This is a genomic window from Paenibacillus sp. FSL H7-0331 (assembly GCF_001956045.1).
The window spans coordinates 354,212-366,529 of the sequence record NZ_MRTH01000006.1; the positions used below are offsets into that span (position 1 = coordinate 354,212).

Annotated in this window: 13 protein-coding genes; 12 read left to right on the forward strand and 1 reads right to left on the reverse strand. The window is 40.1% G+C overall.

The window, feature by feature from the left end; genetic code table 11:
* The first annotated feature begins 38 nt into the window (after positions 1-38).
* From BK127_RS11940 to BK127_RS11995, 11 genes are all read left to right on the forward strand, one after another.
* On the forward strand, positions 39-1,007 hold the full coding sequence (locus BK127_RS11940) for an ABC transporter permease (protein WP_076230264.1): 969 nt from the start codon (positions 39-41) through the stop codon (positions 1,005-1,007).
* Positions 1,008-1,025: 18 nt separating this feature from the next.
* Positions 1,026-1,904: a carbohydrate ABC transporter permease gene (locus tag BK127_RS11945; protein WP_076230265.1), complete on the forward strand. Its 879-nt coding sequence runs from the start codon at positions 1,026-1,028 to the stop codon at positions 1,902-1,904.
* A 40-nt stretch (positions 1,905-1,944) separates the two neighbouring features.
* Positions 1,945-3,072, forward strand: a complete 1,128-nt coding sequence (gene dgoD, locus BK127_RS11950; RefSeq protein WP_076230266.1) for a galactonate dehydratase — start codon at positions 1,945-1,947, stop codon at positions 3,070-3,072.
* A 247-nt stretch (positions 3,073-3,319) separates the two neighbouring features.
* The gene (locus BK127_RS11955) at positions 3,320-4,060 is read left to right on the forward strand and encodes a YheC/YheD family protein (RefSeq protein WP_256711269.1); all 741 of its coding nucleotides are present in this window, start codon (positions 3,320-3,322) and stop codon (positions 4,058-4,060) included.
* 315 nt (positions 4,061-4,375) lie between these two features.
* Entirely contained in the window at positions 4,376-5,326 is a 951-nt protein-coding gene (locus BK127_RS11960; RefSeq protein ID WP_076230302.1) for an ABC transporter permease, read from the forward strand.
* Between the two features lie 50 nt (positions 5,327-5,376).
* Positions 5,377-6,258, forward strand: coding sequence for a carbohydrate ABC transporter permease (locus BK127_RS11965; protein ID WP_076230267.1), 882 nt, complete (start codon positions 5,377-5,379; stop codon positions 6,256-6,258).
* Positions 6,259-6,331: 73 nt separating this feature from the next.
* On the forward strand, positions 6,332-7,876 hold the full coding sequence (locus BK127_RS11970) for an extracellular solute-binding protein (protein WP_076230268.1): 1,545 nt from the start codon (positions 6,332-6,334) through the stop codon (positions 7,874-7,876).
* Between the two features lie 27 nt (positions 7,877-7,903).
* Positions 7,904-8,572: a carboxylesterase family protein gene (locus tag BK127_RS11975; protein ID WP_076230269.1), complete on the forward strand. Its 669-nt coding sequence runs from the start codon at positions 7,904-7,906 to the stop codon at positions 8,570-8,572.
* Positions 8,573-8,685: 113 nt separating this feature from the next.
* Complete coding sequence (locus tag BK127_RS11980) at positions 8,686-8,976, forward strand: hypothetical protein (RefSeq protein WP_076230270.1); 291 nt, start codon at positions 8,686-8,688, stop codon at positions 8,974-8,976.
* Positions 8,977-9,169: 193 nt separating this feature from the next.
* Positions 9,170-9,661 (forward strand): hypothetical protein, encoded by a 492-nt coding sequence (locus tag BK127_RS11985; protein WP_144026433.1) that lies wholly within the window; start codon positions 9,170-9,172, stop codon positions 9,659-9,661.
* A gap of 530 nt (positions 9,662-10,191) precedes the next feature.
* Positions 10,192-10,773 (forward strand): hypothetical protein, encoded by a 582-nt coding sequence (locus BK127_RS11995; protein ID WP_076230273.1) that lies wholly within the window; start codon positions 10,192-10,194, stop codon positions 10,771-10,773.
* A gap of 55 nt (positions 10,774-10,828) precedes the next feature.
* On the opposite strand, the gene BK127_RS43665 is transcribed toward BK127_RS11995, so the two are convergent.
* Entirely contained in the window at positions 10,829-10,999 is a 171-nt protein-coding gene (locus tag BK127_RS43665) for a hypothetical protein (protein ID WP_179097452.1), read from the reverse strand.
* Positions 11,000-11,385: 386 nt separating this feature from the next.
* Between BK127_RS43665 and BK127_RS12000 the strand changes: the two genes are divergently transcribed.
* Positions 11,386-12,183 (forward strand): hypothetical protein, encoded by a 798-nt coding sequence (locus BK127_RS12000; protein WP_076230274.1) that lies wholly within the window; start codon positions 11,386-11,388, stop codon positions 12,181-12,183.
* The last annotated feature ends 135 nt before the right edge of the window (positions 12,184-12,318 follow it).

Below are 12,318 nucleotides of genomic sequence, written 5' to 3' on the forward strand. Positions count from 1 at the left end.
TCTATCCCCCAACTACCAGAAAGGAGTTCTAATATCTCATGAAGCATTCGACTGAAGTTCCTTCCGTTGCATCAGTGTCCGGAATCCTAAGCCGATATTCTTCGAGCAGGCTATGGAGGCAAATTATTAAAGGGAGATATATTTATTTGTTGGCGATGCCCGGTTTTCTTTTTCTTTTTTTATTCAAATTCGTACCGATGTGGGGACTGCTGCTTGCTTTTCAAGAATACAACCCGTTTAAAGGCCTGATGGGTAGCCAATGGGTCGGTTTAAAGCATTTTACGGATTTACTGAATGATGCCAATTTTTATCGTATGCTTCGCAATACTTTACTCATTAATTTGTTCGGTCTCATTTTTTATTTTCCGATTCCTATTTTCCTGGCTTTGATGGTAAATGAAGTCAGGCATGAGTTTTTTAAAAAGATCAATCAATCGATTGTATATATGCCGCATTTTTTATCTTGGGTTATTATAGCCAGCATGACATTTTTCATCTTGTCGACAGATATCGGAATTGTCAATAAACTGTTCACTTCGTTTGGGATAGCACCCATTCCGTTCTTAACTCAATCTCAATTTTTTTGGGGTTTGATCACAGGACAAACCATTTGGAAGGAAGCAGGCTGGGGAACGATTATTTTCCTTGCGGCTATTGCAGGCGTCGATCCACAACGCTATGAAGCAGCGGTGGTTGACGGTGCTACACGCTTTCGCCAGATTTGGCATATTACACTGCCGGCGATCCGCCCCACCATTGTAGTGCTGCTGATTTTGCGACTGGGTCATATGGCCGATGTCGGTTTTGAACAAATTTTGTTAATGATGAATCCGCTTGTAAGGGAAGTAGGCGAGGTTTTTGACACCTACGCGTATACACAGGGGATTTTGCGAGGCAAGTTCAGCATCGGTGTTTCTATCGGATTATTTAAAGGGCTAGTAGGATTGGTTTTCGTGGTATCAGCTAATTATATTGTCAAGAAATTAGGTTATGAAGGTATTTATTAAGAAAGGTGGGGAGAATCCATGAGTTTTGTGCATAAGAAAAATTTAACGTTATTTGATTATGTAAACTACACACTTCTTTTGATCATATCCCTCACCAGTATATTTCCTTTTATCTATGTGTTCAGTGTATCCCTGACGGATCCAGCTACCTATATTCCATTCAAATTTTATTTGTTTCCGCAGGACTTTTCACTGGCTTCATACAAGTACATTTTGTCAACTAACAGTTTTATGAATTCGCTGAAAAGCACGATGTTCGTCACTGTCGTCGGTACGGCGCTCAACCTGGTTTTTACGTTCACTCTTGCCTATGCGTTGACCAAAAAGCATGTGATTGGAAGGAATTTCATGCTCGGATGCGTTATATTCACCTTGTTGTTCAATGCTGGAATTGTCCCTAACTATTTGTTAGTGAAAGAGTTAGGGCTGCTTAATTCGTATTGGGCGTTGATCTTAAGCAGTTTGACGAATGCATGGACGTTGATTGTGGTGAAAAGCTTTATGGATGCCCTTCCCGAAGAACTGGAGGATGCGGCAAGAATCGATGGATGCAATGATTTGATGGTGTTTTTACGTATTGTGCTCCCCCTTTCCATGCCGGCGATTGCCACGTTTACGCTATTTTTTGCGGTGTCACACTGGAATACATATTTTAATGCATTGATTTATTTGACGGATGCGAAAAAGTGGACGCTACAGGTACTGGTCAAAACCCTCGTCATCGATTCAGAATCGTCGGGGATTGCCGCAGCGGGCTCCGCAGAGGATAAAATGATTCCGCAGGAAACGATTCGGATGGCTGCCGTTGTAGTAGCTATGCTTCCAATTCTTATCGTGTATCCGTTTTTGCAAAAATATTTTGCCAAAGGTGTTATGCTGGGCTCCATCAAGGGATAGGGAAGAAAATCAGTAATCCAAAAGCAGGAGGTAGAATGGCATGAAAATTACAAATGTTACATGTATCCGGGCGAATGGTGTATTTGTCAAAATTGAGACGGATGAAGGGATTACCGGCTACGGTGAAGGTTCGAATTTTACTCCTCTAGCAGTTATCGGCATGGTGGAGGAATTAAAACCGTATATCCTCGGGGAAGATCCGCATCGAATCGAATATTTATGGCAGGCTTGCTTCCGTCGTCTATTTGCGAGAGGTGGTCCAGTGACGGGATCTGCAATTTCTGCTATAGATATGGCTTTGTGGGATATTAAGGGTAAAGCGCTAAACGTGCCCGTGTATCAATTACTTGGAGGGTTAGCGCGGGAAAAGGTGAGATTATACGGACATATCGTAGGTAATTCTGCGGAAGAAATAGCCGCAAATGCCAAGAGGCTTGCAGCAAAAGGAGTAACTGCTATTCGCTATCGCGGCTTTCACGATACCGACGATATTGACTTGCATGATCACAAGCGGGCGGTTAGACAGCAAATTGAATATACGGAGGCCATTCGTGCTGCGGTTGGCGACGATGTTGACCTCATTCTTGAATGCCACGGGCGCTATGACCCTGATTTTGCTGTAATGCTTGCAGAAGGTGTTGCGAAGTTTAAGCCCCTTTACATTGAAGATCCCATTCGTCACGAAAATCCCCAAGCGTTGGTGAGGTACAGGCAGCATACGAACATCCCGTTGGCAACCGGAGAACGCGGACATAACAAGTATGATTTCCGTGAATTTGTAGTTGACGGTCATGTCGATTATTTGCGACCCGATGTATGCTGGTGCGGCGGCATTACGGAAATAAAAAAAATTGCCGCATTTGCTGAAGTATATAATATTAATGTTGTCCCGCACAATAATTGGGGACCACTCGGGACCTCCGCAAGTGTACACATTTCTTTGGCAATTCCTAACATTACACTTATGGAAGGATTCTGGGTTGATTCCGCAAAGCCGACGGACGTAGTAACACCATGGCCAAAAATAGTGGACGGCTATGCCTACCCGCCCGTTGGTCCTGGACTGGGAGTGGAGTTTAACGAAGAGATCGCCGCTTCCATTCCGCAAAAGCCTACAAGAGTATTGCCCAAATTGAATGGATTTGATGGATCTGTAAGAGACTGGTAGGGCTCTGCGGTGTCCTTTTATAATAAGTGTAATGGATATTAAAAATCCCATCATGTTTGGTCGCAATTCGATCAATCGTGATGGGTTTTTTTGGTAAATATGGTCAATCTCAAAATCAGTTCCCCCGTGTTGTATGAAGAATTTGATACAGTAAGAAGAGAAAATAAGCCTATTTTCTTATCAGCCTGTACCATAAATTATTTGTGCACATAAAATAATCTGGCGAAGATGTAGGGAGGTTGATTATGTGAAAAAGGTTAAGTACAAGATGGGTAAATTAGGGAAACATAATTTCATGAAAAGATTTAATGCTATAAACACTTTCCTGCCTGATACTCGAATAGCCTCTAAATCCAATATAAAAACTATGATAAGATTACACGAATCACTTTATTTAAAACCTGATGAGGGTACCGGAGGTCATGGGATATATAAAATAACAAAAACTAAAAAAGGGTATTCGTTAAGAAGTGGGACTGCCACTAGATATTTCAATTCAATTGATACTTTATATCGTTCACTTCATATATTACTCACTAAAGAAAAGTATGTAGTCCAGAAAGGGATTGATTTGCTAAAACATAACAAACGAGGATTTGATATCAGAGTTATGGTGCAAAAGAACAGAAATAATATATTGATCCCGACAGGTATTATTGGAAGGTTAGCGAAGCCTAAAAAAATAGTAACTAATTATCATTCTGGAGGCACTCCTTTGCCAATAGACAAGTTACTCAAATCACATCTTAAAGGAGACTCTAGGATTAAATATATTAAAAATATGGAATTATTGAGTAAAAAAGCAAGTCATGTCCTTGGTAAAAGTTATAGAAGGAAGCGAGCTTTCGGTGTTGATATTGCAATTGATTCCAAACTGAAGCCATGGATTCTGGAGATTAATACTGAACCTGATATGAGTATTTTTAACACTTTGAAGAATAAAACGATGTACAAGAGGATTCTTGGATACTCTAAAATAAAAGGATAACAGGTAATAACAAAAAGTCCGCACGGTTGGTCAAGACCCCATTTAGTAGATATCGAAAAAAGACTCTAGGCAGCGAGCTGTCGTCGGTACTCAACCGGCGTCAGCTTCTTTAGTTTTCTTTTGTGCAAATCTAAGCTGAAATCGGAAATAGTCAAAATAATTACAATTAGGTCAGTATTACACATTTTCGAGCGGTGGTTCGCTACCTATACTAAAGGTAACCCAAGACATTATCGTGTGCGTAATAATCATTGAATATTTGAATGAGTTAATTGAGGAGGCGAACAGTTCGTGAAGGAGGTAAATACAATTAGGATGTATTCACAGCGAGGAGCCACCGGATTTAAGGAGAAAGGAAAACGCAAATCTTTGTGGCACGGCCTGAGGCGGGACAAGTTTCTGTATTTGCTTATGTTACCGGGACTCGTATTTTTCATCCTCTTCAAATATGTTCCGATGTGGGGTATTGTCATCGCTTTTCAGGACTATTCCCCTTATTTGGGAGTAGTGCAGAGCAAGTGGGTGGGGTTCGAGCATTTTAACAGGCTTTTTTCTAATCCGGATTTCGTCAAATTATTGCGCAATACGACGATGATCAGCCTCATGAGTCTGTTATTCTTTTTTCCGATGCCGATCATTTTCTCTTTGCTGTTGAACGAAGTCCGGAATGTGGTGTTTAAAAGGATACTCCAGTCGATAGTGTATTTGCCGCATTTTTTATCATGGGTCATCATTGCGGGCATCACTTTCCTGCTGTTCTCTCAGACGTCAGGGATCGTCAACCTGCTCCTTGCATCGTATGGAGAAGATAAAGTTGATTTTCTTACGAACTCCGACATGTTCTGGTGGCTGTTGACTGCGCAGTCGATCTGGAAGGATACAGGGTGGGGGACGATCATTTTCCTCGCCGCTATTGCCGGGGTCGACCCGCAGCAGTTCGAGGCTGCTAAGATTGACGGAGCCAATCGTCTTAGGCAGGTTTGGCATATTACATTGCCAGCGATTCGCAGTGTCATTCTTATTCTTTTGATTTTGCGTCTCGGTCATGTTATGGATGTCGGTTTTGAACAGGTATTCCTGATGATGAATGGGGCCGTATCGGAAGTGGCTGACGTATTCGAGACCTACGTGTACAGGATGGGAATTCAGAGTGGTCAATTCAGCTACAGCACGGCCGTAGGGCTCTTCAAGTCTGTCATAGGCCTGGTTCTTGTCATTGTGTCCAATCGGATAGCCAAGCGTTTGGGAGAAGAAGGGGTCTATTGATCCTCAAGTGGTGGACCTGTGATTAGCTTTTAGATTAGGGGGTGAAAACGATGAAAGAAAGTCTTGGTTCCCGGTTGTTCGATGCGGGAAATGTAACACTGCTTTCCATCGTCGGACTGTTAGCGCTGTTTCCACTTTATTACGTGTTCGTTGTCTCGTTCACGGATCCGTCGGAATATATTCTGAAGCAGGGCTTGGTTTTGTTCCCACACCATTGGACGTTATCCGCATATAAGTATTTGCTGTCCACTCGAACATTTATTAATGCGACGGGTGTCAGTGTATTTCTTGCAACTGTAGGCACCGTACTCAGCTTGATCGTTACTTCTGCTTTGGCATATGGTCTGTCGAGAAAACGTTTGCTAGGCCGACGGGTGATTATGCTGCTGATTCTTATCACGATTTTATTTAATCCGGGGATCATTCCCCACTATATGCTGATCCGCAATCTGGGCTTGATCGACAGCATTTGGGCGCTGATTTTACCGGCACTTGCAAGTGGATGGAATGTCATTCTAATGAAAAGCTTTTTCGATAACATTCCAGTGGAGCTGGAAGAATCGGCAGCGATAGACGGCTGTTATGATATCGGGATATTCGTCCGTATTGTTCTGCCACTTTCACTTCCGTCGCTGGCCGCATTCGGCCTGTTCTACGCGGTGGCTTACTGGAACACGTTTTTTAATGCCGTATTGTTCATCAACGATAATACAAAGTGGCCGCTTCAGTTGGTGCTGAACAATATGCTGATCAATTCCTCTACTTCGGCTGGGGGATCGGCTGCAGCAGAAATGATGGCGGAGCAGACCATTCCAACGGAAACTTTAAAAATGGCTGCAGTCGTAATTGCCATCACTCCGATTGTGCTTGTATATCCGTTTCTGCAAAAGCATTTTGCCAAAGGCGTCATGCTTGGTTCCGTGAAAGGCTGACAGGTGGGTTCAAACAACAAGTGCTCACTTCAAAATAAAATACAGAGTTCATCGAAAAGGGAGGATTTTACACATGTTTCAACACGAACCATGGTTTCGCAAGAACATAAAGGCGACTACTGCCGTCTGTCTGATTGCGGCACTGCTTACTGCCTGCGGTGGTGACAAGATAGACGGGGGGACGGCGGCAAAAGCTGATAAAGCTGGAGCTAAGGAAAAGCCAGCCGAAATCAGCATTCTCACCGAATTTAATACGACAGAGGCACCAAGTGCCGATAATCCGGTACTGAAGGAATTTGAGAAACGCACGAACACGAAGTTGTCTATTACATGGGTATCACCAAATAATTACGGGGAAAAGCAGAATACGGTGCTGGCCTCGGGGGAAATACCGGATCTGATGAAAGTCAGCGATTTAATCAACCCGCTTATGCGTCAGATGGTCGATCAGGGGGCATTCTGGGATTTGACGCCTTATCTGAAGGAATACCCGCATTTGATGGAGTATCCCAAGGAAGTATGGGAGAAGACGAGAATCAACGGAAAAAACTTCATCATCCCTTCCGTGCGTCCGCTTGAAGGAGGAAACTCGCTGCCATCCATCCGTAAGGATTGGTTGGACAAGCTGAATTTGAAAATGCCGGAAACGTTAGATGAATTGTACGGGGCACTGAAAGCGTTTACGCTCAATGACCCTGATGGGGACGGTAAACCAAACACGCTTGGCTATACGATGAATGAATACAATTTTGTGCAAAATGTGCTGAATGGCAGCAACGGTAAATGGAAGGTACAGGATGGCAAGCTGATCAACACCGAACTCGAACCGGGTACACATGACGCGCTGATCTGGTTGAATAGGCTGTACAAGGAAAAGCTGATTCCCGAAGATTTCGCTGCGATGAAAGGATCGCAAACGGAGGATATGGCAAAAGCGGGGAAGGCAGGCTTGCATACAGATACAGTAGAGGGCATCTGGCGTTCGACGGCTGAATTGGTTAAAACGAACCCGAAGGCGGATTTCCTTCCTTTCACCAGTTTAAAAGGCCCGTTCGGCAATGTTGCTTTCCAAACTTCGGGTTATTCCGGGCTGTTCCTGATTCCGAAAAAGGTTCCGGAGGACAAGGTGAAGAAAATCCTTGCGCTGATGGATTACGGAGCGTCCGAGGAAGGATTTTTGCTGGCCTGCTACGGGTTTGAGGGTGTACACTACACAGTACAGGACGGATTTAAAGTAACAACTGAGCAGGCGACAAAGGACAGCGTCGCGCAGAGCTCCTTCGGTAAAATTTTCGAACGATATGACAAATATTTGTGGGCTTACCGAACGGGAATGCCAAAAGATGTATTAGAACGCAACAAAAAGATTGTCGACGAGCGCCTGAAAATAAGCATTGCGGATCCTTCGATTGGCCTTGTGTCAGAAACGAATCAAAAGCTTGGAGCCGATTATACGAAAAAAATTATTGATTTGAAGGTAAAAGTAATCATGGGCAAAGAACCGATCGAAGCCTGGGATAACTTTGTGAAACAGTTGAAGTCGGATGCCAACTATATAAAGATTATCGAGGAATATAACAAGGCCTATCAGGACCGTGCTAAAGCAAGCAGCAAGTAGACTACCCTACATGAGGAGAAAACAATTATGAAACAGCAAGAATGCAAGCTTGACAAAGAAATAACGAAACAAGTAAAACTTGATTTCCTGCTTTATTTGCCAGTCGGATACGAAGAAACCAATCGAGAATGGCCGCTCATTCTATTCCTGCATGGACGTGGTGAGCGAGGCACGGATCTGAGCCGTCTACAACAATACGGACTCCCGAAGCTAGTCGAGGAGCAAGAGGATTTTCCATTTATCGTCGTATCGCCGCAATGTCCATTATACACGACTTGGGGTTTAGAAAGTGATGCTTTACTTGCACTGCTTGATGATGTGTCTGCGCGATACGCGGTGGATAGAAGCCGGATTTATTTGACGGGAATTAGCATGGGTGGTTTTGGTACGTGGAATTTAGCAACGGATGATCCGGAAAGATTCGCGGCAATCGCCCCGATTTGTTCCACAGGGCCAACGGAAAAAGTCCATATGCTAAAGGATGTTCCAGTATGGGTGTTTCATGGTGCAAAAGATACCACTGTACCCGTGCATCATGCAGAGGAAATGGTTGAGAAACTGAAAGCATGCGGAGGCAATCCGCGTCTGACGATTTATCCCGATGCCGATCATGCTGGCTTGACACCCGTTTTCTTCAATATGGAGATTTACGACTGGTTCCTGCAACATAGGAGGAAAACGTCGCACTCTGAATAGGTAAAAATAGACTCATCGGAGCGTATCCAATACGCTCCGGTTTTTTGTCTTTGCAGAGGGGTACTTGCAAAGGGAAATACGAAGCACGGGATCATGTATCTGGAATTTCTTCAATGGAAGCAAGAGGGAAATTGAATTCTAACCAGGAGACTTTAGTCATTGACGTTCAAGATGGTGTGGAACTTTGGTGCTATTTTATCGCCGCAACTTTACAACTCGTTTGGGTTTTCTTATCTATCGGGTATAGCTTATTTGTTACCTACAGGTACTTAGTGAATAAACCTGATGTTACTTGGGCGCATGGTCGAAAAGTAAAACGAATAAGTGAGTGGATAAATAGTTCTGCTAGCTTTAAATTTGAAGAGAGTAGTATTGGTTGGTCAAAAGTGCAGCTTTGTTCATGAAAGATATTTTACTCAAAAAGTAATTAACAATAAGAGGAATAACGGAAAATATTTTTATGTAGAAGATCAACAACAAGGTTTAAATATTTCTGAGAAGATGAAACTTTGTGATTATTGTTTTAAATGAGAAATTAAAATTGGCATTTCATCATGATAGAGAAAGGACATTATGAACCTCTCGAACGAAGAGTTAATGAGAATTATCAATACTAGACCAGAGGGGAATTATTATCCATTCGACCTAGAGGAATACGATCATGCTGCTTATCCATCTCCAAATTTGCCACTATCAGCCAAGAGGATATATTCTGAACTGATACTTACTCATTTTGAACTACTAATTGATGTGTATAATGCCCTGAAGTCACATGATTATGTGGCATTAAAATATTTTGAATATTCTTGGACTTGGCTAGAAATACAAGTCGATAGCGATTACCTTGTTTTAAGCGAATTGAAATATGAGATAATGTCCTTAAAAAATATGATATGTACTGATAAGTTCCTTTTGAAAGATGCAACATGCGATTCATTTTCAAACGTTCGTATACACAAGAATGATTTGATTCATGAAATAAGAAACAAAACAATTGATTTTATCATAGAAATACAAGGATTAAATAATGATATTTTAAGCTCCATATATTTTACCCAGCTAATGAACTTTTACAATAAAAGTAAATAAAATATGGATTTCATTTAACAGTCAGTGAAAAAATGGGGAAATGCATGGAATACATTATGAGAAAAAGAGGAGATTGAGCGTGTGGCAAATAGCCTTTACTTTAGCTTTGGTGATTGAATACTGGTACTATTTTGCAGTCACTACTTTGCTTATTATTTTTGTGATCTCGTATAATATACTAAGAAAGAAGAAAAGATTGCAAATCCATAGAAAGTATCGAAAAACGGGGGTCCTAGATGCAAAGGCTAGAAAAGAAGCTCCTTAAAATTTGATTTGGACAATCTAGTCCTTTGGAGGTCAGAACATTGTCAGATAGTGATAAGGATAGCTAAGAAAATTGAGTTTTAAAGGAAAGGAGTTGAGAAGCTTGCACCAGGGATTCAATAAGGGTGGTGGTCATCACGGCAGAACACACGATGCTGAAAAAATGTGTCCTATCATTTATAAGCGTAAACGTTTTAATACCGCTAAATGGATAGCACAACAAATGAATTGTTTGCCCAAGTGAAAAAGCAATATGACAATGATTATTGGAAACCAATCATGGAAATTTTATCGAACTCAGTGAAGCAGATAATTTAAGTAAACTAGTGATAATTAAAAACGTATTCGAGTTGTTTGGTGTAGATTCAGATATCATGGAGATGGCTCAAACATTTTCGGAAATTGGGTCAGCTTACAGTTCATTCTTTAATGAGGTCGAGCCAATAGAAATTGAAGGACTTGAAAAGATAGATAAGAATACGAATACGAATACGAATGAAATTAGAGAGCAATTAACACAAGCATATGAAGATAATAAAGAAGAAATTGAAACCACATATAAAGAACGCAATGATCAGCCTGAATTTGTAAGAACTGGTATAAAACAAGATTCAGATGGTACTAAGAGATATAGATTGCATTATAAGTGTGTCGCTTGTTGGAACAAAGAAAACCATTTTGTGTTTTTTGATTCTAAGAAAACTTGGTGTCATAAGTGTCAACATGAAATGGTTGTTCTACCTGCACATCCAGAAGGGTTTCCAAATCATGATACTTTCCAAAACTTCTTTAGAGCTGGCGAATTTTATGATTGGAATCTATGGAGAAGTGAATCACAACCTATTTAGAAACAAGAATTTCCCCTATTAACAGTAATTTATTTCGTAATACTGATAACTCTTTTTATAGATCTTTATTTTTTTCTTCTACTAGCAGTGCTCTTTCTCTCCAATAAGAAGTAATATCATTTTTGGATTCTGTTTGAATCACATTAGTATTATGAGTATTGTAACCTCCTGCCTCTAGAAACAATGAAAGTGTTACCTCGCCATGTGCTGCTTCAGTAAATTTCAAAATCGTTTCAATTGCAGGAGGATTATTTTCTTGCGATTAATCAAATTCGATATATAAGAATTTGATACGTCACAATCTCTCGAATAGGCATTCAATGATCGTTTTCCTTGAGCTTGCTTTAGTAATTCTGCAAACTGCTGCTTATTAAAATGTGTCATATATTGTTTCCTCCAGATAATCTATAAACACATATTATAAATGTTGTTATCAGTAGTCAACAAGTAAAGATATCTTTACTAACCAATTTTTTAACATCTCCTTATTATTTTTCATTGAAAGTTACCTTTTATTTACACCAAATTACGTCAGATTTCGAGTAAATTATATTGCCATATATTACACCTCCTGTTAATATTATTAAATTAAATATAATTTGGGGGTTTCATATGTATCAGCGTATCATACTTGTTTCACTTTTTCTTCTTTTGATGTCAGCTTGTGTTAATGTTCAAGAAACAACGAGTTTAGCTGATCAGTTATTTGAATCCAAAGATTTTGCTGGATTTAATAAAACAATTGAGAAATTGCAGAAAGGAAATAAGTCAGAATATGAAAAATATATTTCGGGAATCAAAGAGAAAGAATTGTTTAAACTGAGTAAGTATGATAATTTAACTAAGACTAATGAAGGTATTCCATTACTTACTAATATTACTAAAAATGTCCCTGCACTAGCTGATTATTCTAATGCTCAACTTAAAACTTTAACGGACAACAAAAAATACTTAGATCAGATGGACAGTTCGGTAAAAAATGTTTTGAATAAACATGTAATAATCACTGGAGATTTATTAAGTAAGTCCAATACACCAATAATTTTAATGGACACAATAGGTACAGTCGGTACAGCGACAAAAGAGCTAAAAGAATTAAGTTTAGATATAAACACCAATATTATTTATCTAGAATCTTTAAAAGTACCAGAACAATACTCTATTCCACATAAAAACTATATTGAATCTATTAAGAAATATAAAAGCCAATTAGATGCAAAATTTACTTTTGTTGATACTAATGCCGCTGAAATATCAACTTATAATACCTTTATTAGAAAAGGAAGTTTTTATGCTTTAAATGAGATGGATTCTATTACAAGAGAATTCGATAAATTATCAATAGGGATAAAAACTTCTGTTGATGACATGAAACAAAGAGCAACGAGTTTCCAACAATTGTTGAAATAATAATTGATTGTATGCAGCCTAATTATATTAGGCTGCATTTTTGAGTCTGTAAAATAGTTTCGTATTATGAGGTTAACCAGCTAAATCTGGTTAACCTCATTTTTTGCGTTAAAATTAGCATTAGCCGGTGAGAAC

What these genes read in the sequence shown, in the direction of transcription:
- BK127_RS11965 (WP_076230267.1), top strand. Translation starts at nt 5,377, where the DNA reads ATGAAAGAAAGTCTTGGTTCCCGGTTGTTCGATGCGGGAAATGTAACA.
- BK127_RS11945 (WP_076230265.1), top strand. Translation starts at nt 1,026, where the DNA reads ATGAGTTTTGTGCATAAGAAAAATTTAACGTTATTTGATTATGTAAAC.
- dgoD (WP_076230266.1), top strand. Translation starts at nt 1,945, where the DNA reads ATGAAAATTACAAATGTTACATGTATCCGGGCGAATGGTGTATTTGTC.
- BK127_RS11980 (WP_076230270.1), top strand. Translation starts at nt 8,686, where the DNA reads ATGGAAGCAAGAGGGAAATTGAATTCTAACCAGGAGACTTTAGTCATT.
- BK127_RS11970 (WP_076230268.1), top strand. Translation starts at nt 6,332, where the DNA reads ATGTTTCAACACGAACCATGGTTTCGCAAGAACATAAAGGCGACTACT.
- BK127_RS12000 (WP_076230274.1), top strand. Translation starts at nt 11,386, where the DNA reads ATGTATCAGCGTATCATACTTGTTTCACTTTTTCTTCTTTTGATGTCA.
- BK127_RS11985 (WP_144026433.1), top strand. Translation starts at nt 9,170, where the DNA reads ATGAGAATTATCAATACTAGACCAGAGGGGAATTATTATCCATTCGAC.
- BK127_RS11940 (WP_076230264.1), top strand. Translation starts at nt 39, where the DNA reads ATGAAGCATTCGACTGAAGTTCCTTCCGTTGCATCAGTGTCCGGAATC.
- BK127_RS11975 (WP_076230269.1), top strand. Translation starts at nt 7,904, where the DNA reads ATGAAACAGCAAGAATGCAAGCTTGACAAAGAAATAACGAAACAAGTA.
- BK127_RS11960 (WP_076230302.1), top strand. Translation starts at nt 4,376, where the DNA reads ATGTATTCACAGCGAGGAGCCACCGGATTTAAGGAGAAAGGAAAACGC.